At 49.4% G+C, this 22,650-nt stretch carries 16 protein-coding genes; 6 read left to right on the top strand and 10 right to left on the bottom strand.

The features are described 5' to 3' along the window. Positions 1-134 precede the first annotated feature (134 nt). The 3 genes from AC5RDV_RS00005 to AC5RDV_RS00015 form a co-directional block, all read right to left on the bottom strand. Complete coding sequence (locus AC5RDV_RS00005) at positions 135-1,697, bottom strand: ATP-binding protein (protein ID WP_282747967.1); 1,563 nt, start codon at positions 1,695-1,697, stop codon at positions 135-137. 94 nt (positions 1,698-1,791) lie between these two features. Next, positions 1,792-3,300, bottom strand: a complete 1,509-nt coding sequence (locus AC5RDV_RS00010) for a transcription termination/antitermination NusG family protein (protein ID WP_282747968.1) — start codon at positions 3,298-3,300, stop codon at positions 1,792-1,794. Positions 3,301-3,741: 441 nt separating this feature from the next. Continuing rightward, positions 3,742-4,956, bottom strand: coding sequence for a site-specific integrase (locus AC5RDV_RS00015; RefSeq protein ID WP_282747969.1), 1,215 nt, complete (start codon positions 4,954-4,956; stop codon positions 3,742-3,744). A gap of 158 nt (positions 4,957-5,114) precedes the next feature. On the opposite strand from AC5RDV_RS00015, the gene AC5RDV_RS00020 reads away from it, so the two are divergent. From AC5RDV_RS00020 to rodA, 6 genes are read left to right on the top strand one after another with little or no spacing between them, the layout of a single operon-like run. Further along, positions 5,115-5,714, top strand: a complete 600-nt coding sequence (locus tag AC5RDV_RS00020) for an MGS-like domain protein (RefSeq protein ID WP_008629619.1) — start codon at positions 5,115-5,117, stop codon at positions 5,712-5,714. Positions 5,715-5,769: 55 nt separating this feature from the next. After that, positions 5,770-6,789, top strand: coding sequence for a rod shape-determining protein (locus AC5RDV_RS00025; protein ID WP_008629620.1), 1,020 nt, complete (start codon positions 5,770-5,772; stop codon positions 6,787-6,789). 3 nt (positions 6,790-6,792) lie between these two features. Next, positions 6,793-7,641: a rod shape-determining protein MreC gene (mreC, locus tag AC5RDV_RS00030; RefSeq protein WP_130893989.1), complete on the top strand. Its 849-nt coding sequence runs from the start codon at positions 6,793-6,795 to the stop codon at positions 7,639-7,641. A 9-nt stretch (positions 7,642-7,650) separates the two neighbouring features. After that, positions 7,651-8,154 carry a rod shape-determining protein MreD gene (mreD, locus tag AC5RDV_RS00035; protein WP_282747970.1) on the top strand — a complete coding sequence of 168 codons (504 nt, stop codon included), beginning with the start codon at positions 7,651-7,653 and terminating at the stop codon, positions 8,152-8,154. A gap of 18 nt (positions 8,155-8,172) precedes the next feature. Beyond that, positions 8,173-10,020, top strand: coding sequence for a penicillin-binding protein 2 (gene mrdA / locus AC5RDV_RS00040; RefSeq protein ID WP_008629625.1), 1,848 nt, complete (start codon positions 8,173-8,175; stop codon positions 10,018-10,020). Beyond that, positions 10,001-11,479 (top strand): rod shape-determining protein RodA, encoded by a 1,479-nt coding sequence (rodA, locus tag AC5RDV_RS00045; protein WP_282747971.1) that lies wholly within the window; start codon positions 10,001-10,003, stop codon positions 11,477-11,479. Before mrdA ends, rodA begins: the two co-directional genes overlap by 20 nt. Before the next feature lie 4 nt (positions 11,480-11,483). Here the strand turns inward: rodA and AC5RDV_RS00050 are convergent, their stop codons facing one another. The 7 genes from AC5RDV_RS00050 to AC5RDV_RS00080 form a co-directional block, all read right to left on the bottom strand. Beyond that, positions 11,484-11,957, bottom strand: a complete 474-nt coding sequence (locus AC5RDV_RS00050) for a gliding motility lipoprotein GldH (protein ID WP_282747972.1) — start codon at positions 11,955-11,957, stop codon at positions 11,484-11,486. Then, entirely contained in the window at positions 11,954-13,276 is a 1,323-nt protein-coding gene (locus AC5RDV_RS00055) for a PSP1 domain-containing protein (RefSeq protein ID WP_282747973.1), read from the bottom strand. The genes AC5RDV_RS00050 and AC5RDV_RS00055 overlap by 4 nt, the downstream gene beginning before the upstream one ends. A gap of 23 nt (positions 13,277-13,299) precedes the next feature. Then, the gene (locus tag AC5RDV_RS00060; protein WP_282747974.1) at positions 13,300-14,415 is read right to left on the bottom strand and encodes a DNA polymerase III subunit; all 1,116 of its coding nucleotides are present in this window, start codon (positions 14,413-14,415) and stop codon (positions 13,300-13,302) included. Between the two features lie 4 nt (positions 14,416-14,419). Beyond that, on the bottom strand, positions 14,420-15,373 hold the full coding sequence (metF, locus tag AC5RDV_RS00065) for a methylenetetrahydrofolate reductase [NAD(P)H] (protein ID WP_282747975.1): 954 nt from the start codon (positions 15,371-15,373) through the stop codon (positions 14,420-14,422). Positions 15,374-15,516: 143 nt separating this feature from the next. Continuing rightward, positions 15,517-20,256 carry a C25 family cysteine peptidase gene (locus AC5RDV_RS00070; RefSeq protein WP_282747977.1) on the bottom strand — a complete coding sequence of 1,580 codons (4,740 nt, stop codon included), beginning with the start codon at positions 20,254-20,256 and terminating at the stop codon, positions 15,517-15,519. Between the two features lie 4 nt (positions 20,257-20,260). Beyond that, positions 20,261-21,448 carry a hypothetical protein gene (locus AC5RDV_RS00075; protein ID WP_282747978.1) on the bottom strand — a complete coding sequence of 396 codons (1,188 nt, stop codon included), beginning with the start codon at positions 21,446-21,448 and terminating at the stop codon, positions 20,261-20,263. 5 nt (positions 21,449-21,453) lie between these two features. Next, positions 21,454-22,626 carry a hypothetical protein gene (locus AC5RDV_RS00080; protein ID WP_282747979.1) on the bottom strand — a complete coding sequence of 391 codons (1,173 nt, stop codon included), beginning with the start codon at positions 22,624-22,626 and terminating at the stop codon, positions 21,454-21,456. Positions 22,627-22,650: the final 24 nt, after the last annotated feature.

Below are 22,650 nucleotides of genomic sequence, written 5' to 3' on the forward strand. Positions count from 1 at the left end.
TTGACGGCTTTCTGCCATGAAAGGGAACTGAAAGATGAGATTTTATCGTTCAGTTTCTAATGTGTTGTATGATAGATATTTAACATACATCCTGAAGGATGAAGGATGTTTTTGGAAATTCCCTTGGGTGTATTTTAGTTAGTGATTACCCAATCTTTCAGGGTATGCCGCTCCATGTCGAAGTTGATGCCGACTTTCACTACGGGCAGGCCGCACAGGGCGAAGCGTTCAGGATAATTCTTCAGGTCGATCTGCTGCATGGCGGCTTCGGCAGATTGGTTCAGTTTCAGTTCTACGACGTAGAGCGTGGTGGCCGTGCGCATCACTAAGTCCACCCGTCCCATTGGGGTACGTACTTCCACGTCCACATACGCGCCGAGTAGGCTGAAGATGATGTAGAGCATCTGTTGGTAATGGCCTTCGTAGTCCGTGCGGTCGCAATAAGGGACGGTGGAAAGGAACGTTTGCAGCAGGCGAAGCATCCCGTCCATGTCGCCGCGCACTAAGGCACGGGCCAAATTGACCACCGTGGTATTGGTCGTCTGCGTGTCACGTGTCACATAATCAGGTATGAGGCTGCGCATCAGGCCTATCCTCACTTCCGCATTCGGGATGTCCAACGTATAGATTTGGAACATCTCATCATATCCCTTGATGGTGACATAGCCACTTTGGTACAACAAGGGCGTGATGCTTTCCATTCGTTCGGTCGGTGCGTCGAAATCGGCCGCCACAGCCTCGTTACCTCCTATCCGGGAGGGCAATACACCGAATTTGTTCAGCATTTCGATGAGGTATGTGGGCGTGCCGCTGCCGAACCAATAAGAATCCAACCGCCCGTCAGCAAAAGCGTTCAGCAGGCTGAATGGGTTATAGATGTCAGGCGAGGGCCAGGTGAAATGGTAACCGTCGTAATGGGCTTTTAGCTTCTTTATGACCTCTTCGCAATTTACGTTCAACCGTCCGGCCAAAATGTCCAAATCCTCGTCCATCTGTGTGGCCATCTCCTCTTCCGTGATGCCGCAGATAGCGGCATATTCCGGCAGCATGCTGATATTCTTAATGTTGTTCAACTCGCTGAAAATGCTCAGTTGCGAGAACTTGGTGATGCCCGTCAGGAACACGAAGCGCAGGTAGGGGTCGCAGGCTTTGAGCGGACTATAGAAATTACGCATGATGTTACGGAGGACGGGCAGGTCTTTTTCTTCATGCACCACGTCGAGCAGGGGCGCGTCGTATTCGTCGATGAGCACCACCACCTGGCGGCCCGTCTGTTCGTATGCGCGGCGGATCAAGTTCGTGAGGCGTATGTTGGCATCCGGACTTTCCGTGAGGATACCGTATTTATACTCCATCGGTTCCAACTGTGAAGCCAAATAACGTTCCAGTTGTTCCTTTTCCATGTGTTTGCCGAGGCTCATGTCGAAGCGCAATACGGGGTATTCCGTCCATTTCGTTTCCAACTGCTCCATGGCTAAACCTTTGAACAAGTCTTTTTGCCCTTGGAAATAAGCTTCCAAGGTACTGGTCAATAGGGATTTGCCGAAACGGCGCGGGCGGCTCAAAAAGATGTATTTCGAATCGGCATGCACCAAACGGTGGATATATTCCGTTTTGTCGATATACAGGAATGCCTTATTTCTTATTTCTGAGAATGTCTGTATCCCTATCGGATATTTTCGCCTTGTGTACTGCATAGTCGAACCCTCACTTTTTGAATTTGTATAAGTGCAAAGTTACTGAAAATGAAAAGCCATGCAAATGTTTTGCCGGAAAACTTTTCTTTATGTCTTATTGGTGCAGCCACACCGTCTGCAAGTACCTGCGCCATACGGCCAAATGGGTGGTGGCATTGATTTCCTTGCAGATGTTGATGCAAGTCGTGGCCAGTCGTTCTTTTGCACCGTCGATGTCCGGAGACGTGATGGCCAACACGTTCAGGGTTTCTACCCCTATCTTGAGACGGGGGAGGGCTTTTACCGGAGAGTCCTTGTCCGTTAGTACGCGGTAGAGCGTAGGGGCGAAGTTCCGGAACGACTCGACGAGCTTTTCTTCCTGTGTCTTGCCGTCTTTTCCGTTTAGGCCCGTTCCTGTTACCAAGCGTTCATTGGCCTTGCCTGTGGTTCGGAAATATTTGTCCAAGAACATGTCCCAGTTGGTGAAAAGGATGTAACCGCCTTGGGCTGTGTCGGGCATGATGCCGATATGGCTATAGTAAGTGGTGGTTATGGATTCCTCTTCGCCTTTGCTGGGGCGGTAGGCCCGTTCCGTAATGTCCGTCTTTCGGATGATTTCGGTGAAGTCCGTGTGGGGCAATTCCGCTTCGTCTTTTCCGTCTTCGAAATCCATGCCCGGAGTTGGGGTGAGAAACGGGCGGATGACGTGCTTGTCCCAATGGGTTCTTACGTAGCCGGGATTGTCACGCTCGTAACGGGCAAGGTCCAAGAGCAGTTCTGCCTCTCGGGTGTTCAGTCGGGATGTCTTTTGGCTCAGTGCCTCGTACCCTTTGCGGGCCAGGGCTTTGCGAAGTTCGGCGAGCGACGGTTTTATCACCAACGAATCGACTGTTTCGTAGAGCATCGGAAGCGTTTCCCTTTCATGACCGCAACTTTCCAACATGCCGACGAGCAAATCTACGGCTCGTGCTTTTTGTGTGCCGATGGTTTGGCGGTCGCCTTCGGTGTTATGCAAGCGAACCACATGGAAGTTCCAGATGTTGGGTATGGATACGGCAAAGTGCCCTTCCGAGTCTATGGATTTCATGTTGAACACCAACCTCCGTTCCCTGTGGAAGCGGGTCAGATAGCCTTCGCGCCCTTTCAACGGGCCGTCCAAAACCTTGACAATCTCGTTCGGCTCATTGGTTTTCGGGTTGAAGGCGTAGTCACTGTAAGGCTTTTCCAATACGATGACGTGTTCTGCGTAATTTTCATTGAAGTCCTTGAAGAAGCGCATCTGTTCTTCGGGTATCGTCAGGAAACCGGCCTTGTGCCTGTCGTCTTTTTTGCGTTCATACAAGAGGGTGCCGTCCGGGTAGTATTTGCCGATGAAGTCTGCCACGGCTTCCTGGGTGGAAAGGACGAACACGTAACCGGCAAATAACGGCTGCTGCACGTCCCTGCCTTTGCTGCCTATGTCTGCCGTGGTATGGGTGGGGCAATAGGCTTCAAGTATATTGGGGGCTTGCGGCAGATGGGCCGAAAGTAAATCGGTAAGTTTCCTTTCTTGGTGGGGAAGGGTGCGGATGACGAACCACCGGAAGTCCACCTTGTTTAATTTGTCATGATGCTGTGGCTTCATGCAATCTTTATTTTCCCCTCATGCCGGACGCATAAGAGTTATGAAATGCCTTTTTCAGGCGTAACGGTCGTATCCTGGAAGAACCTCAGCAACGAATATCCACCGTTTTTATGGGAAGAGATGAACGAAGCGTTGCACGCTTCATAAGATCCTTTGCCATATCATTCATGTTTAAAATGGTTTGTTCAACCTTTCTAAGTGGCAGTTTTCATAATGTTGTATAATATGAAACAGCCATTCAGCGGCAAAGTTAGTAAAAAGAACTGAATCCGCTCCGTTTTATGCTTAGATTTTTTGAAAAACATGTTTCCAAACCTTCATTTGTTAGACGAACCACAAGAAAAGCCCCATAGGATAACTTTGATTTTAACCTGTTTGCAGAAAGTGGCTGTTTCATATTATACAACTGCCATGGTTGCTAAGCATTCCTTGTAGGTTTGATTATTTCAAAATCTTGTCAATCATCTTTTTGTTGGCTTCCATCACGACAGTAGTGTCGATTGATGAAAGGTAGATTTGTGTGGTTTTCAGGTTGTCGTGTCCCAATCCTGTGCTGACAATCGAAAGGTCATAGCCCATGTCCCGCATAGTGGTGGCCCAAGTGTGGCGCGCCACGTATGTTGTCAGTGGGATGCGCAAGCCTGCTATCCTGCCTATTTTCTTCAAGTTCCGGTTGATGTTATGTTCTGCTTTTTCGTATTGTCGGCGTTCCGTCCCGTCGGCATGGGTGATGATGGGCAGCAGGTACGGGCTTTCGGTTGTCAAATGAGCATACGTCTCGACGATGGCTTGCATGGAAGGCTCCCAACCGATGTTCAGGCTCTGTCGCGTCTTTTTACGGTCGTATTGCAGTACGCCGTTCCGGATGTCGGATTTTCTCAGATAGGCCAGGTCTACGAACGATATTCCTTGCAGGTAGATGCTCAGGATGAACATGTCCCTTGCAAAAATGAGCGGAGAGCCTGCAGGCAAGCGGAGAAGCCTGATGGTCCGGATGGCTTCTAACGGGATGGCCCGTTTGGACGTTTTGGCAAAACCGGTGAACACATGCCGGAAGATACCTTTGTCCGTAGTCAGGTCCATCTCGACGGCTTTGCGGTAAAGGGTACGAAGGGTACGCAGGTAACATGAGGATGAATTGCGTTTAAGTCCACGGCTCTTCATCCATGCTTCATATAAGGTCATCATTTCCGCGTTCAGTTCGTCAAGGGCTATGTCTGTGCCTTGGCGGAAACGGGCGAAGCTGCTCAGTGCGTCACGGTAGGTCTTGGCTGTTCCAGGGCGGCCGACCTTTGCCTTCCGGTCGGCCATGTCGAGGATGAAACCGAACCATGTCGGGCAGGTGGGCAACTGTTTGTAAGCCGATACGATGTCTTCTGTGCCGTACTCCACCCTTTTCGTTTCCATCTCCGTGATGATGGCCGTAAGCTGATTGGTGTACCATTTTATTTTGGAAGCCGTAAGCCGCAGGAAATTTTGCCTTTCCGGTGTGCCGGCAATCCGGATGGAGGATGTGGTGTCGTTCCATTCATCCTGCCGTATGTGGAAACCGGTATGAATCATTCTTACCGTTCTGCGATGAATCACTTGGAAATACAAGGTCCCTTCTTGCTCTGGCAGGGTAGAAGGACGGAATTTCAATTTGAATGAGGCCATAATGATTTTTGTTTTAGAAAATGGATATGGATTATATTCTGGATTTTCATAAAGTCCGTAAAGGAAGCAATAAGTGCCTATTTTTTTAAGGATAATCACTTTAGAATCACTATAAAATTCGTATCTTTGCACCTTAAACGTATATAAGTAATAAGACTATGGCTGAAACGAAAAGAATCAAAACCGCATTGGTGTCGGTCTTCCACAAAGACGGGTTGGACGCTTTGTTGAAAAAGTTGCATGAAGAAGGTGTGAAGTTCCTTTCCACGGGAGGGACCCAGAAGTTTATCGAAGAGTTAGGGTATCCGTGTCAAGCCGTGGAAGAGGTGACGACTTATCCTTCCATTTTGGGCGGGCGCGTGAAAACGTTGCATCCTAAGATTTTCGGCGGTATTCTCGGGCGTCGCGGGTTGGCTGAAGACCAGGCGCAGATGCAACAATATGAAATACCTGAAATTGACTTGGTCATCGTAGACCTTTATCCGTTCGAGGATACGGTGGCGAGCGGTGCATGCGAGGCGGACATCATTGAAAAGATAGACATAGGCGGCATTTCGCTGATTCGTGCCGGAGCCAAGAACTTCAAGGATGTGGTAATCGTGCCGAGCAAGGCTGAATATGGGCCGCTGTTGGATTTGCTGAACCGGAAAGGGGCGCAGACTGACGTGGAAGACCGCCGGTGGTTTGCCACCCGTGCGTTCGGCGTGAGCAGCCATTACGATACGGCCATACATGCTTATTTCGATGGTGGCAAGTAAGACGAAGGCGTTTAAGGTAACGGATTTGGAAATATTAAAATGAAGTGAAAGGCTGATGGGATTCTTTTCTTTTACTCAGGAAATAGCAATGGACTTGGGGACGGCCAATACCATTATCACCAGTGACGGGAAGATTGTGGTGGACGAGCCTTCCGTGGTGGCGTTGGACCGGCGCACGGACAAGATGATAGCCGTGGGGGAGAAAGCCAAGTTGATGTATGAAAAGACGCATGACAACATCCGGACGGTGCGTCCCTTGCGCGAAGGGGTCATCGCTGATTTCTATGCTTGCGAACAACTGATGCGCGGACTGATAAAGATGGTGCATACGGGTAGCCGCTTGTTTTCCCCTTCCTTGCGCATGGTGATAGGCGTTCCTTCCGGTTCTACCGAGGTGGAATTGCGTGCCGTGCGCGATTCGGCTGAACATGCCGGGGGACGGGACGTGTATCTGATTTATGAGCCGATGGCGGCAGCCATCGGTATCGGAATCGACGTGGAGGCTCCTCAGGGCAACATGATAGTGGACATAGGCGGAGGTTCCACGGAAATCGCCGTCATTTCTTTGGGCGGCATCGTGTCGAATAACTCTATCCGTATTGCAGGGGACGACCTCACGGCCGATATCCAGGAGTATATGAGCCGCCAACATAATGTGAAGGTGAGTGAACGTATGGCCGAGCGTATCAAGATTCACGTGGGGGCTGCGCTGACGGAATTGGGCGAGGATGCTCCGGAGGATTATGTAGTGTATGGCCCGAACCGCATTACGGCCTTGCCGATGGAAGTCCCGGTGTGTTATCAGGAAGTGGCGCACTGCATGGAGAAGAGCATCGCCCGTATCGAGACGGCTGTCTTGAGCGCGTTGGAGAATACGCCGCCGGAATTGTATGCCGACATCGTGCATAACGGCATCTACCTGACCGGCGGAGGGGCTTTGTTGCGCGGGTTGGACAAGCGGTTGACCGACAAAATCAACATACCGTTCCACATTGCCGAAGACCCGTTGCACAGTGTGGCCAAAGGCACCGGCATCGCCCTGAAGAATGTGAACAACTTCTCTTTCCTGATGTAAGCCGTGCAGGGCTTATTGGATTTTTTGAAGAAATATAGTTATTGGCTCCTTTTCATTTTATTGGAAGGAGTCAGTTTGTTATTGCTTTTCCGTTTCAACCTTTATCAGGGTAGCGTGTGGTTCACTTCTGCCAATGCGGTATCCGGTCGCGTGTTGGAGTGGGAGTCGGACTTTTTGTCCTATATCACTTTGGGTGAACGGAACAAGGAGTTGATGCAGAAAAACTTAGTGTTGGAACAGCGGGTCAGGGCATTGACGGAGTTGTTGGACCGTGCGGGGCATGATTCCACCTATACGGAACTGCGCCAAAAGGAGTTGTTGGCGGATTTCAGTATGGTGCCGGCCGAGGTGGTGGGCAACAGCGTGAACAAGCATAACAATTATCTGACCATTAACAAGGGGGAATTGGATGGCGTGAGGCCGGAGATGGGGGTCGTATGCGGCACGGGTGTCGTGGGGATCGTCTATCAGGCTTCATCGCATTATGCGATTGTCATGCCATTGTTGAATGGAAAGTCGAATATCAGTTGCCGGGTACGGGGAACGGATTATTTCGGTTACTTGCGTTGGGAAGGCGGGCATCCTTTGTATGCTTCTTTGGGCGATATACCTCGCCATGCCCGTCTGAAAGAAGGCATGACGGTAGAGACCAGCGGTTTCTCTGCGGTTTTTCCGGCGGGCTTGTTTGTCGGCAAGGTGACAAAGGTGGAAAATTCGGAAGACGGGCTTTCCTATAAGTTACAGGTGAATTTGAGTACGGACTTTGCCCGGCTTCGGGATGTGTGTGTGCTCACGACACCTAATCGGGTGGAGATAGACAGTTTGCAGCAAAAGATAGAAACAGAAAAATAAGGCAGAGGTATGATGCAGAGTTTTTTCAGCAGGTTGTTGTGGGCATTCATCTTGTTGGTTTTTCAGGGATTGGTATTCAATCATATCCATTTTTTCGGTTATGCCACTCCTGTCATATATGTGTATATCCTTTGTCTCCAGCCGTTGAACACTTCACGGTGGGCGTGGCTGTTATGGGGATTTGCTGTCGGGTTAGGATCCGATTTCTTTTCCGAGACACCGGGTTTGGGGGCTGCATCCATGACTCTGACGGCCTTGTGCGCTCCGCAACTTTTGCGGTTGTTTACTCCCAAAGACTGTCTGGAAGACATGGTGCCGGGCTACCGGACGTTGGGAGGATGGAAATACATTGGGTATGTGACGTTGCTCGTACTGCTACAGCAGGCATCCGTTATGATGCTTGAGGTTTTTTCCTTCTTCAGTGCTTTGGACATGCTTTATACTTACTTGGGAAGCAGTGCGCTTTCCATTGTGCTGATATTGGTATTGGAGAGGATGCGCGGTAATAAATAGTTGGAAGTTTCGGATAGGATGGCTAATTATAATAGGGAAAAGCGTAAATATGTAATTGGGGCGGTGGCTACGGGCATCGTCCTCATTTATATCGTCCGGCTTTTCACTTTGCAAATCATGAGTGACGATTACAAGAAGAATGCCGACTCTAATGCTTTCCTGAAAAAAATCCAATACCCGTCGCGGGGAGTCATCACCGACCGCAACGGGAAGTTGTTGGTATACAACCAGCCATCGTATGACATCATGGTGGTCATGAACGAGCAGCAGGGGGTGGACACGTTGGATTTGTGTGCAAGCCTCGGAATAACCAAGGAGTACTATGTCAGGCGGATGGAAGAAATCAAGGACCGCCACCGCAATCCCGGTTATTCGCGCTACACCCAGCAGCTTTTCATGAGCCAGTTGTCTTCCGAGGAGTTCTGCGTGTTCCAGGAAAAGCTGTTCCGTTTTCCCGGCTTTTATGTACAACGCCGTTCCATCCGTCAATACCAGTCCCCGTATGCCGCGTTGGTCTTGGGGGACATCGGCGAGGTGTCGCCCGCGGATGTGGAAGAAGATGAATATTACCAGAACGGTGATTTCATCGGCAAGCAAGGCGTGGAACGTGCGTATGAGAAGCAGTTGAGGGGGAAAAAGGGGATACAAATTCTTTTGCGCGATGCCCGGGGGCGTATCAAGGGGCGGTATATGGACGGCAAACTGGACACCAAGACCGTGCCCGGCAAGAACCTGACTTTGGGACTCGACTTGGAATTGCAGGCACTCGGCGAGCGTCTGATGGAAGGCAAGTTGGGCAGTATCGTGGCCATAGAACCTTCTACCGGCGAAGTGTTGTGCATGGTGTCTTCGCCTACTTACGATCCCCGTATGATGGTGGGCCGGCAGCGTGGAAAGAACCATTTGGCATTGAGCCGTAATCCGTTGAAACCCTTGCTGAACCGTTCCATCATGGGGCAGTATCCTCCCGGCTCCACGTTCAAGACCACGCAGGCGTTGACTTTCCTTCAGGAAGGCATCATCACTCCCGAGACGGCTTATCCTTGTTACCACGGTTTTATCTATCGGGGTCTGAAAGTGGGATGCCACGGACATGCGGCACCGGCCAAGTTAGTCCCGGCCATAGGGACTTCCTGCAATGCTTATTTTTGTTGGGGGCTTTATTACATGTTCGGCAACCGGACCAAATACAAGAATGTGCAGGAGGCCATGACGGTGTGGAAAGACTATATGGTGTCGATGGGGTTCGGGTATAAACTCGGCATCGACTTGCCCGGAGAGAAGCGGGGATTGATTCCGAATGCTCCCTTTTATGACAAGGCCTATCGTGGTTCATGGAACGGGTTGACCGTGATCAGCATCTCCATCGGCCAGGGCGAAGTGAACGCCACTCCTTTGCAAATCGCCAATCTCGGTGCGACAATAGCCAACCGGGGGTACTTTATCACGCCCCACGTGGTGAAACAGATACAAGACGAGCAGATAGACACGCTTTACACCCGGCGGCGGTATACGATGGTGGAAGCCCGGCATTACGAAACGGTGGCGCAGGGGATGCGGAGGGCCGTGTTGGCCGGGACTTGCCGTAAGGCTAATATTCCCGGTATAGAAGTCTGCGGCAAGACGGGTACGGCACAGAACCGTGGACACGACCATTCCGTGTTTATGGGGTTCGCCCCGATGAACGAACCTAAGATTGCCATTGCGGTGTACGTGGAAAATGGTGGTTGGGGAGCAGACTATGGTGTGCCTCTCGGGGCGCTGATGATGGAACAGTATTTGAACGGCAAGCTCTCGCCCGAAAGCGAGAAATTGGCGGAGATGTATCAACAAAGACATATCGGTTATGGTACGGCGGACAGATGAAAAGGAAAAGGGTGTGTGGCGTTCATTGGATTGGTGGACCATCCTTATATATATGGCCTTGTTGGCGTTCGGATGGATCAGCATTTGCGGAGCCAGCTACGATTTTGACATGGAGGGGAACATTTTTTCATTCGATTCCCGCTCGGGGATGCAGATTGTATGGATAGGGACATCGTTGGCATTGGGCTTTATCCTTTTGATGCTTGACGGGAAGTTGTACGACACCTTTGCATACGTCATTTATGCTCTGTTGCTTGTCTTGCTGTTTGTCACGCCTTTTTTGGCACGAGACATCAAGGGCTCCCATTCGTGGATAAAGATAGGGCCTTTCAGCCTGCAGTCTGCCGAGTTTGCCAAATGTGCCACTGCATTGGCTTTGGCCAAATTCATGTCTGCTTACGGGTATAATATTTCGCGGTGGAAAGACTTTTTGGTGACGTTGGCCATCATTGTCGTGCCTATCGTCTTGATTATCTTGCAACGGGAGACCGGTTCGGCTTTGGTCTATCTGGCCTTTTTCCTGATGCTTTACCGGGAGGGGATGCCCGGAGCCGTGCTTTTTACCGGGGTGTCGGCTGTGGCTTACTTTGTAGTGGGCGTGCGTTTCGAGCACGTCATGTTAGGGCATATCCCCACTAGCGCCGGAGAGTTCTTGGTGATGATGATGGTGGTTCTTTTTACGGTCGGTATGGTGCACGTCTATTGTGACAAGGTATCGGTGGAACGGAACATCCTGTTCTATGGGGTGGGCGTGATAGCATTGGCTCTTGGTTTTTCAGGCTTTGTCATACCTTTCGACATTACCTGGATTTTGGTTACGGTATGTGTGGCCATGATACTGTATTTGTGCTATGTGGCTTTGAGCGAGCGTGTCATGCGTTATTTCTATATCGCGTTGTTTGCGTTGGGTTCCATGGCGTTTTTTTATTCGGCCGATTACGTGCTGAACAGCGTGATGGAACCTCACCAGAGGGTGCGTATCAACGTGCTTTTGGGGTTGGAGGACGATCCTTCGGGAGCCGGTTATAATGTCAACCAGGCCAAAATTGCCATCGGTTCCGGAGGATTACGGGGGAAAGGCTTCCTGAACGGGACGCAAACCAAATTGAAGTACGTGCCGGAACAGGATACCGATTTCATTTTCTGTACGGTCGGGGAAGAAGAAGGTTTTTGGGGAGCCGCCGGAGTGTTGGTGTTGTTCTTGGTGCTCATTCTCCGTTTGATTCATTTGGCCGAGCGGCAACCCTTTGCCTTTGGGCGTATCTATGGCTATTGCGTGATGAGTGTTTTCCTGTTCCATGTGTTTATCAACGTGGGAATGGTGTTGGGACTTACACCGGTTATCGGTATCCCATTGCCGTTTTTCAGTTACGGGGGGTCATCCCTGTGGGGCTTCACCATCTTGTTGTTCGTGTTCCTGCGCATAGATGCCGGACGCAATCTGGCCAAGAGGAATTAAGGCTTTAGCGGCAGATGAGAACTCCCACATCGTGTATGCCCGGAAGGACTTCCCGTTGCATGAGATGTATGATGCGGACTTGTCCGGTTTGTCCACGGTATAACGCCATGGGAGGAACCGGTACGTCGTATTGGTACATATAAATGCCTTTGCCCATGCGGTGGGTGACAGGATCCATCAACTGGCATTTCACCGTATCGCGGCGTAGGGTGTCCGGGTGGGAAAACTCCCGTTCCACTGCCAACCAGATAACGGTGTACGGATATGAATCGGTTGAGCGCAATCCCAATTCGAACTGACACGTAGCCTCTGCCCGCACCGTGTCGATGTCGAATGTGAGTGTGTCCCGCCTGCTCCATCCTGACCCGGGAACGTGGCGGTATGAATGGTAGATTACATGCTCATTACAGCCCGTAAGCGACAAGAGGGCACCTATGGCTGCAATGAGCTTTGGAGCGTGGAGGATGGTCATGGTCATTCCGTCTTTTCGGCCGGTGTGCTTGGGGCGGGTTTAACGGGCTTTTCCGAACGGTTTCCCCTGTCCCTTTTGCGTTTTTCCTTGCCGGGGCGGTTTTCGCGATTGCCTCCCTGTTCCCCTTTGTATTCTTTGTTGTCCCGTCTGCGGTTACGGCGGTCTTTCCCTGCATTCTCTTCCCTGCGTTCCGTGCCCTGAGTCTCTTTGGAGGATTGTGGGTTGCGAGGAGTGCCGTTGTCTCTGCGTTTGCCTTTGTTTTTCCGCCTTTTGTCGAACCGTGTCAGGCTCTCCTGTTCAACGAGGTCGGCCGGTTTGGCCGGTTCTGCTGCTTCCCCGCTTTCCAAACGTTGAGGCTTCTCGCCCCGGCGGTTCATGTTGATGATTTCGAAGACTCTTGCGGTAGTGAGGGTGGCTAAGTTAGCCGCCAGATGTTTGTCTGTGGAGTAGGTGACTAATCCGGCCAGGATGTCGGCTTTGAAGAAATAATATTCCGCATCTTGGGTTTGCAATGTGATTTCCTTGCTCGGCAGGCGTTTTCCGGCCTCCACGTAAGTGTCCACCTCATAGTTCATGCAACATTTCAGTTTGGCGCATTGCCCGGCCAGTTTCTGCGGGTTCAGCGAAATGTCCTGATAGCGGGCAGCTCCGGTGGAGACGGAAACGAAGTTCTTCATCCACGTGGCACAACACAATTCCCGCCCGCACGGGCCGATACCGCCGATGCGTCCTGCTTCCTGCCGTGCACCGATTTGTTTCATCTCGATGCGTACGCGGAAAGTTTCGGCCAATACCTTGATGAGTTGCCGGAAGTCCACGCGTCCGTCCGCGATATAGTAGAAAATGGCTTTGTTTCCGTCGCCTTGGTATTCCACATCGCCGATTTTCATTTGCAGTCCCAATTCCTTGGCAATCTGGCGCGAACGTATCATGGTGTCGTGCTCACGGCTTTTGGCCTCTTCGTACTTTTCCATGTCCACCGATTTGGCTTTGCGGTACACCCGTTTGATTTCCTGTTCCGATTTCAGGTTGGCCTTCTTGATTTGAAGGGGGACGAGCCTTCCTGTCAGGGTGACCACGCCGATGTCGTGCCCCGGAGTGGCTTCTACGGCCACGATGTCGCCTTTCTCCAGTGGCAGACGGTTGCTGTTGTGGTAATACCCCTTGCGCGTGTTCTTGAACTGTACTTCCACGAGGTCGGTAGCCTCCGCGTTACCCGGGATGTCTGCCAAGTAGTCGTACGTGTTCAGCTGTTTATTTTGTCGTCCGCAGCCTTTGGCGCAAAGTCCCCGGCACGGTCCGTTCAGTTTGAATTTTTCCTCCATTCGTTGTCGGTTTTTGAAATATATTATTGTATGAGCAGCACGATCATTTTCAGGGCAAAGTCGAAAAATACGATTTTCGGGTTGACATTTTGCTCTATGTCCCGTTGTGCGTTGCTCAGTTCATCCATGATTTTAATGACGTTGCGTTCGTTGACGAAACGTGCGAAATTCTTGGCGAAGTCTCCTTCCTGCGTTGTCATGTAGTTCAGTTCCGGATTGCGGAAATTATATATGAAGTTCTCGCGAATCAGTTTCTGGCAATACGTCAGGAAGTTCTTTTGCCTTTCCCGTCCCATGCCGGCAATCTGTTCGCTCCATTTCCGCATGTCCTTGATTTTGCGTTGGTAACTTAACCGCATCAGCATGACGAACAGGTCGAAGAAGAGCAAGTTGTCCCGGCTTGCATCCAGGCTTTTCAGTGCTGCGGTGTAGCTGCCTCTGGCATTGCGTGCGAGAGCTTCCACGTCCTCCGTGGGATGGCTTTTGCGGAGGGCTTCCACCAGACTTTCGTGGTCGATGCCCTTTACCTCGATTTGTTGGGTGCGGCTCAGGATGGTGGGCAGGATTTTCTCCGGCTCGTCGCTCACCAAAAGGAAATTCGTTTGTTCGGGCGGTTCTTCGATGAGTTTGAGCAACTTGTTGGCGCATTCCGCATTCATTTTCTCCGGCATCCAAACGATTAGGATTTTGCGTCCGCCCAAGGTGGATTTAAGTGCCAGTTTCCGCTGTATCTGGGCGGCTTCGGCAGCATAGATGAGTGCCTGTTGGTTTTCAGCCTTCATGTCGCCCAACCAGTCGTTCAAGTCAAAATAAAGCCCGGCTTGCAGCCGCTTGCGCCACGTGTCTATATACACGTCGCATACGGAGCTTTCCGCAGTCTTGTATTTGATGATGGGGAAGACGAAATGGAGGTCAGGGTGTACGAAGTGCGTGAAAGCCCGGCATGACGGGCATTCCCCACAGGCATCGTGCGCCCTCGGACGGTGGCATAGCAGGTATTGGGCGTACGACACAGCCAAAGCCAGTTTTCCGCATCCCGAAGGACCGCTCAGGAGCAGGGCATGCGGCACACGCCCAGCTTGCGCTTCCTGAAGGAGGCGTTCCTTGATATCTGTTTGTCCTACAACCCGGCTGAACATGGCTTTAGTAGATTTGGCGTGCGATTTCGCGGATACTGTCCACAGCCGAGACGGTGTAGAAATGGATGCTCGGCACGCCGTGGCCGATCAGTTCGCGGCATTGTTCCACCGTCCATTCTATCCCCACTTGTTTGGCTTCCTCGTCCGTTTTGCATTTTCTTATTTCCAAAGCCAGATCCTGGGGCAGGTCGCAATGGAACGTTTTAGGCACTACGCTGAGTTGTGACAGTTTGGCAAACGGCTTGATGCCCGGGATGATGGGGATGGTGATGCCGGCTCCGCGTGCACGGTCCACGAAGTCGAAATACTTCGCATTGTCGTAGAACAACTGGGTGACGGCGTATGCGGCACCCATGTCGGCTTTTTGCTTGAGCACGGCCAAGTCGGCTTCCGGATTGGGTGCTTCCTCATGTTTTTCCGGATAGCAAGCCACACCGTATGAAAACGGTGTGCCGGGAGACTTGATGGGCGAACCGTCGACGAAGAAACCTTCATTGAAACGGTTGATGTGCCCGATAAGTTCCGTGGCATGTGAATAACCGTCGCCTGTAGGACGGAATGCCGGGTCTTCCTTGGCCTTGTCGCCGCGCAACACCAACAAGTCGCTGATGCCCAAAAACTGCAGGTCGAGCAGCATGTACTCTGTATCCTCACGGGTATATCCGCTGCACAGGATGTGCGGCACGACGTGTATGTCATAATGCCGTTGGATGGCAGCAGCCACGGCTATGGTGCCGGGACGGCGGCGGATGCGGAGGCGTTGCATGATGCCTCCTCCTAAGTCCTTGTACACATACTCGCTGCGGTGGTTGGTAATGTTGATGTATGCCGGGTTGAATTCCCGGAGCGTATCTATGGTATGGAACAGCCGCTCTATGCCCGCACCCTTCAGCGGGGGCAGTACTTCAAAAGAAAAAGCCGTTCCTTTATGGTTCTGAATCAAATCAATGACGTTCATCCTTTCTTCGTTTGTACAAAGATACGCAAAGAATCTTAATATACAGGTAAAAAGAGGAAAGGAATGATATGTTTTTTTCAAAAGCCGATATGGGGCTGACGCGAAGGCAGGAAAAATGTGTCTTCCCCATATCGGCTTGCAAGTTAACGGGCGGTTTGCACTTCTCCGTACAAGGCGTTCACGATGGCACCTTTCTCGGCATTGAGTTTCCCGTACCGGTTGAGGTGTATGCCGCCGTTGTTTTTAATGTTCAGCGTGCCTCCGGATTTCACCAATACATCGGCATTTTGGATGGTGCCGCCGTCCACCTCCAGCGTTCCGCCTTCGAGTACATAAATCCGGTATCCGTCGCGCATCTGCAAGGTCTTGCCCGACGGGATTTTGAATGTGCCGGAGCGTACGATGATATCGTTGGTGAACGCGCCACCTCCCCATTCGGTGGATGCAGTGAGTACTTTCGGGTCTTCATAATGAGGGACGTATTCTCCCGTGAATCCCGTGTCGAAACGGGAACGGCCCCATTCTATTGCCGTGGATTTGCCGTCTGTTTTCCAAGCACAAATGCTGCCGTCATTGTCTACTGCGATGATTTCGTTTTTCCCGTCACTGTCCATGTCCGACACGCAAACCCCATTGGAAATATGGGCTGGAGCTGACAAGGGGAAACCTTTCACGTCCGTGCCGTCATTGTGCAAGGCGTATATCAGTTTGTCTTGGTGGAACACGATGTCGATGCTTCCGTCGCCGTCCACGTCGGCCAAAATCGGAGTGGCCATATTGATAGCCCACTGTTCGTTCGGGAACAGACCGGAGAGATTACGGTCGAATATTAGCGTTCCCGTGTGTGTCCATGCCCTTACGCATTCGTTTCCGAGAACCACTACTTCCGGTTGGCCGTCTCCGTTGATGTCCCCCACGCTGATGGGATGTTCAATGCCACTACCGGGAGCATTCGTGTAAGGAATAGAAACGGGTTGCGTCGCATCCGGAGTAAAATAGCCCACACAAGAACCATCCCGTTTAATCGCATAAATGTAACTCAAGGCAGTACTTCTTGTTGTGATAAGGATTTCTTTCTCTCCGTCTCCATCCAAATCACAGACCGTAGGGGAACAGTTCAGCATCTGTCCCACACGTGAAAAGAACGGCGTACGAAGATAGGGCGTACCGTCATGTCGCCATACATACACTTTTCCATCGTTGGAACCACAAATGATTTCCTTATATCCATCATCGTCAAGATCGGCCACAGCCGGAACACCATAAAAATCCCCCGTTGTATTCCCGGTCCTCATCACTTCCTTTCCACGCGCATCAAGCACGATGACCGGAGTATTCGGTTTTTCTCCACGCAAAATGATTTCCTTTTCTCCTTTCCCGTCCGGTGCGTCTATGTCCGTTACCACCACGCTGCGGTAAGAGTATATTTTACCGATATGGGCTTCCCATAACTTATCCGGCAATTTGTCCCCGTCTTTGTCCAACGAAGAATAACAGATGATGTAATTGTCTTCTCCGCTTTTCCTTGTGGGCACGATGATGCACTGTTCCCCGTTTCCTAACAGGTCGGCCACTACCGGGGTAGCCTTTGCATTCCACGGTATTTCGGCATAACCGCTGTACGAAGTGGCGTTTCCATCAAGGTCGTAAGGTTCCGTGCCGTCCGGACGGAGGGCCACTACCGTTCCTTCTGTACTCTCGTCTGTATTGCCGGTAACCCATATTTCCTTTTGGCCGTCATAGTCGAAATCGAAGGTGTGCGTCTCACAGGTATAATGCAGGCTCTTTCCCATGGAAAGCGGGAACATGCCCATGGTGGGGTAGGTGGTCCATGTCCGTACTGCAGGGGACAGTTCGCTTTCCACCATCCCCCGGGTCAGTGTGGAGAACTTGTAATAATAGGTGGTCAGGGGTTGCAGGCCCTCGTCCTTGTAATACCTTGTGTCCAATGGCAAGGCGTTGAGTTTGTCATAAACCCCGTTCTCCGAAGTGCTGCGGTAGACGTTGTATTTCGTCTCGCCTCCCATCTTGTCCCAATGGAAAGAAATGGCATCGGCACCGAGTTCGGAAGTCACCTTTGTCAAGTCCACCGGCACGGCTCGTTCCGTCACGTCCCATCTCACGCTGTCTTGCCGCATGTTGCCGATGGAGAGTTTGACATCGAACGTCAGGCTGCTGCCGGGGACGTAGGCGTTGGTGAGGGAACAGAGGCAGGCGAAAGATGTAATTTTGATAATTTTTACTTGCGACGGATTTAACGGTATGATTTCCCAATTCAGGACTAAAGAGGTTGCGTCTCCTAAAATGTCCACATTCAAGTCCATTGCGAGTTGTCCGCCCGGTTTCAGGGATGACCCGGATGCGATGGAGAGGTTGGCAATCCTGAACTTGTAATGCTTCAGGTCTACCTTGAACGTGTCCACGTCTACGATGTCTGTCCCGTCTTTTTTCATCATCAGGTAGAAGCAGGGGGCATTCCATTCGTTGCGGGTTGCTTCCGGTGCATCCTCGGATATTTTCACCGTGAACTTCCCGTTTCCGGATTTTATCTGTCCGGCATTGATAGTACCGTAATCTACCGTCTCGTTGAGTATCGTCACGTAAGGGGAAGATGATGACAAAGTGGCCGTCACATTCCGGGCTGCCGTTTTCCCGTTGTTTTTCAGCACGATGTCGAAATCCTGTCCCATACCGGCCAGTACGTAGCCCTCGAAGTCATTGATTTGCCCGACAGAAAGTAGGTTGCCGCTGTTGACAGACACCGGCACCGTCTTTTCCAAAGGCAGGAAGTTGCGGGCGGTTACTGTCACTTTCATTTCGCCCGAAGTCTTCGGGTTGAAAGTGAAACTGTGCGGTTTTGTGTCGTTCACTGTCACCACGGTGTATGCTTCCGCGTCTTTCATCAGGCAGACTGTGGCTTCTTTTCCTGCCGGAAGATTCGTGATTTGCACCGTGATGGTGTTTGTTCCGGCTTCTATTTGCGTGGGTGTCACGTTTACTTCTAATTTCTGTGGCACGGCAGACCATACCGGCATTTCGGGGTCGCCTAAAAGGTGGAGGCGGTAGTATTCGGTCCATCCAAAAAACATTGTTCCAAAAATCATTCCTAATGACTGGATTCCATCCTTATACAATGATTGTAGAAAGGCCTCATATTGATCATGTTCATCAGACCATCCAATATCTGTATTTCCAATAAAAGCCACAGCACCACCATTGGGATTCGTTAGGAAATGCTCTGCAATACAATCCTCTGTAAATTTTGCAGGCTTACATCCTCCTGAAATCATAATTAGCGGATAGTCTCCGTTTTTTAAATCATTCACATCCTGAATGTAAATACTTTCATGTTTATCTTTGGAAGAACCCCCCAAGGCGCTTGGGTGACTGTGATCCATGTGGTAGACAATATGGAAATAATCAAGTCCGGATTCACCTCCGTCCTGAAGGGCGGAAAGGAAATGTTCTCTATTCAATTCTTGGCCGGAATGATACATTGTCTTATCATGATGACGGGGACAAGTGCAATTGTAATGGTCAAAAAGATACCACTTGTTGATTTGAGGATAATGGGAAAGATAACCATTGATGCTTTCTTTTCCGTCATTATAGAGCGAATCTTTAGATTCATCCTTGCTTATATATGCGGAAATAGCCAAATGATTCATTAAATATTTTGTGCTCACATTTTTCATTTTCTCATACATGAGTACTTTGTTAATAAAAGTCTTGGCTCCCTCTATATCCTCTACAGACGCACGCCCCAAATAACATAGCCGATCTTCTTTCATTCCATCGCCCGTCTCCCTATAAATATGATTCTTATTTTCGTTCCAACTACTGTTCAAATCTACATAATAAGCATCGGAAGGATAAAACCCCGGAGGATTTTTTGTATCATAAGTACTCCAATATAGTCTTGCCGGAATGATATTGGTATCCCCTCCTAATAATACAAAAAGTCCGGCTCCCCACTTATGATAACATTCCTGTAAATAGGTATGTATCTTCTCTGCCAAATCTGCACCTTGGTATTCTTTCCCAATGCTTTCCACATCTTTAATCAATGTAGGTACACCTTTCTGCGTTTTCCAATCGGCAAGACGTTGGAACTCACTCTTCAACTCATTATTGGTAATGATAATATAGTCTGGTATTTGTTCTTGTATTACATTTATTGGCATGGAAGATGCAACGCGAGTTTGCACGTCCGGCATTCCACCTCCAACCACTTTCACTTTTTGGTTCGTGAAACCGTCCACATCCTCTGGATTGTCCACCATGGAGCGGATTACTTTTTTCACGGCATCTGCCCGACGTACGCTTTGTTTTTGTGGCTGAATGCCGTCAACGCCTATCATGTCGTACCGTAAAGTAAAATCCAAACGACTGACGAACAACTTTTGTGAAACAGGGTCGTATTCTATCGGAGTGAGTTGCACGGTGACCAAATGGTATCCCATCTCATTGTAATCTGCCACAATTTTGGCTTTGACTTTAGGAAAAATTTCCGTTCCTTGATAAATAGACGCGTCCGGTTGTGTAAACTTCACGTCATTCGCTTTGTCGTTTATGGAAATAGGCGGTTGTACGGGATAGGGCGTAAATGTTCCATCCACAGCCATACGATTTGACACTGAAACCTCTACTCCAGTCGGTTTAGCTTCTAAAGGAATTACGTACGTTTTGAGAATGACAGGAAGTTCTGGAGCACCGACTTGACGGATTCTATCATCTCCACCGTTCCAACGAACCACATCGTAATTGTCCTGTTTGGAAAAGGACAATCCGTTCACATTCACTTCGACTTGTCCGCCAATTTGTGCCCGAACAGTCATATATCCTGCCAAAAGCAAAAATATTAAAGGTATTAATCGTTTCATAAGCCTATGGTATTAATTTAACAGTTTCGTTAGTCCCGTCTGCAAAACGGACACGGACTATGGTCAATGGTTTTTGCAAACTCTTCTTGGGTAGCATAACCTTCGCTGAAGGAATCATCCGAGATGAAAGCAAGCCCCCATCTGTTGACAGCAAATCCATTTGCAAAGCTTCCTTTGAAAAATTCAGAATATAATTTTCATCCATCGAAGTAATGGAAATTGATGTGGTTCCCTCTTTACGAACTGATTGTATGTCTAAAAGAGTCTCTATCGCACCTATTTTTCTTGCAAGTTTCCATCCCGGAGCTACCTTATAAGCTTCGAGACTGGCTTTTGGAACATATAAGTTGGACCATCCTACCCAAAAAAATTCTCCCAATATTCCCAAATTGGGAGGATTTGCGGCTTCACATACCACACTTCCGTATCCATATCCTCCACCACTCGGATAACGATCCTTTTTGCTATAGCCAGTCATAAAATTTGGTCTGATATCAAGTGCATAATCTCCAATGGAATCTATACTTTCCGGTAATACTAAATTGATTATTTCTATGGGAAAATCCTCATTCCTTATAGCCGTTGGGGTTATAACCCGTGTACCCGATGGTATTTCCACATCTTCACCCCAATAGACAAATTCATTCGGTTTCAGATAATATAGTGTATCTCCGTTTTGGGAATAAACAGCAGAATAACTATCTCTTTCTATATTCATGAGATTTGGATGCCTTTTACTTGCCTGCATTAAAGGTTTGTAGTAGGGTTTATTCTTGTACTCCCCCAAGAAAGGGGCTTTTCCGGTTACTTCACACACTCCCTTAAAGGCATAGTCCCTGATACATTCTATCATTTTCGGCAAAACCAAATAGAGTTCCATCGCTCCCAACGCACCCGCCGGGATAGTATCTATCTCCGCATCCCGCAAATCCAACGTGTCGAGTTGCTCCAACAGCCCGCCACGCAGAAAAGCATAATCTTCGTCCAATAACGTTCCCGTAACTGTCAGATGGGTTACCGATTGTTTCTGTTCTTCCGTCAACAACGTTTCCAAGGCGTTTATACCGGCATGTACAGTCACATGTGTTTCAACTTTTTGGGCTTGCAGCCTGCATAGCATTGCCATGACAAACAAGGCAGACAATAATATCCTTTTCATAGCTGTTTGTTTTTGTTCTACATTTCGTTTCATAATCATTATGGTATTAGTTTGACAGTTTCGTTTGTCCCGTCTGCAAAACGGACACAGACTATGGTCAATGGTTTTTGCAGACTCTTCTTGGGTAGCGTAACCTTCGCTGAAGAAATCATCTGAGATGAAAGCAAGCCTCCATCTGTCGATAACAAATCCATTTGCAAAGGTGCCTTTGAAAAATCCAAAATATAATTTTCATTCATTGAAGTAATGGAAATAGATGTGTTTTCCCCCTCCCCATGAATGGATTGTATATTCTGCCCCTTTTTCAAGAGATTCTCTATCGTATCTATTTTTATTGCGTGTTCCCATCCCGGAGCTGCTTTATAAGCCTCAAGACAGGATTCGGGAACATACAGATAGGACCATGCAACCCAAAAATCATTTCCAAATATATCCAATTTTGGAGGATTTGCGGCTTTGCATATTACACTTCCGCATCCATATTCTCCCCCATGCGGATAACGATTCTTTGAGATATAACTAGTAGGAAGCAACAGGGTGATATCTAAAGCATAATTCCCAATGAACTCCATACTTTCCGGCAAAACTAAATTAATCATCCCCACGGGAAAAGGCTCATTTCGCATAGCTGTTGGAGCAATAACCTGTGTACCCGGTCGTATTTCCATATCTCCACCCCAATTTAAAAGATGTTCTCCCGGTTTCAGATAGTATAGTGTATCTCCGTTTTGGGAATAAACGGCAGAATAACTATCTCCTTCTATATTCATGAGATTTGGATGTCCTTTACTTGCCTGCATTAAAGGCTTGTAGTAAGGATTATTTTTGTACTCTCCCAGGAAAGGGGCTTTTCCGGTTACTTCACACACTCCCTTAAAGGCATAGTCCCTGATACATTCTATCATTTTCGGCAAAACCAAATAGAGTTCCATCGCTCCCAACGCACCCGCCGGGATAGTATCTATCTCCGCATCCCGCAAATCCAACGTGTCGAGTTGCTCCAACAGCCCGCCACGCAGAAAAGCATAATCTTCGTCCAATAACGTTCCCGTAACTGTCAGATGGGTTACCGATTGTTTCTGTTCTTCCGTCAACAACGTTTCCAAGGCGTTTATACCGGCATGTACAGTCACATGTGTTTCAACTTTTTGGGCTTGCAGCCTGCATAGCATTGCCATGACAAACAAGGCAGACAATAATATCCTTTTCATAGCTGTTTGTTTTTGTTCTACATT

The organism is Paraprevotella sp., assembly GCF_986071375.1.

Coding starts and splice junctions, on each gene's coding strand:
- AC5RDV_RS00005 (WP_282747967.1), bottom strand. CDS start 1,697: ATGCAGTACACAAGGCGAAAATATCCGATAGGGATACAGACATTCTCA.
- AC5RDV_RS00010 (WP_282747968.1), bottom strand. CDS start 3,300: ATGAAGCCACAGCATCATGACAAATTAAACAAGGTGGACTTCCGGTGG.
- AC5RDV_RS00015 (WP_282747969.1), bottom strand. CDS start 4,956: ATGGCCTCATTCAAATTGAAATTCCGTCCTTCTACCCTGCCAGAGCAA.
- AC5RDV_RS00020 (WP_008629619.1), top strand. CDS start 5,115: ATGGCTGAAACGAAAAGAATCAAAACCGCATTGGTGTCGGTCTTCCAC.
- AC5RDV_RS00025 (WP_008629620.1), top strand. CDS start 5,770: ATGGGATTCTTTTCTTTTACTCAGGAAATAGCAATGGACTTGGGGACG.
- mreD (WP_282747970.1), top strand. CDS start 7,651: ATGATGCAGAGTTTTTTCAGCAGGTTGTTGTGGGCATTCATCTTGTTG.
- mrdA (WP_008629625.1), top strand. CDS start 8,173: ATGGCTAATTATAATAGGGAAAAGCGTAAATATGTAATTGGGGCGGTG.
- rodA (WP_282747971.1), top strand. CDS start 10,001: ATGGTACGGCGGACAGATGAAAAGGAAAAGGGTGTGTGGCGTTCATTG.
- AC5RDV_RS00050 (WP_282747972.1), bottom strand. CDS start 11,957: ATGACCATGACCATCCTCCACGCTCCAAAGCTCATTGCAGCCATAGGT.
- AC5RDV_RS00055 (WP_282747973.1), bottom strand. CDS start 13,276: ATGGAGGAAAAATTCAAACTGAACGGACCGTGCCGGGGACTTTGCGCC.
- AC5RDV_RS00060 (WP_282747974.1), bottom strand. CDS start 14,415: ATGTTCAGCCGGGTTGTAGGACAAACAGATATCAAGGAACGCCTCCTT.
- metF (WP_282747975.1), bottom strand. CDS start 15,373: ATGAACGTCATTGATTTGATTCAGAACCATAAAGGAACGGCTTTTTCT.
- AC5RDV_RS00070 (WP_282747977.1), bottom strand. CDS start 20,256: ATGAAACGATTAATACCTTTAATATTTTTGCTTTTGGCAGGATATATG.
- AC5RDV_RS00075 (WP_282747978.1), bottom strand. CDS start 21,448: ATGAAACGAAATGTAGAACAAAAACAAACAGCTATGAAAAGGATATTA.
- AC5RDV_RS00080 (WP_282747979.1), bottom strand. CDS start 22,626: ATGAAAAGGATATTATTGTCTGCCTTGTTTGTCATGGCAATGCTATGC.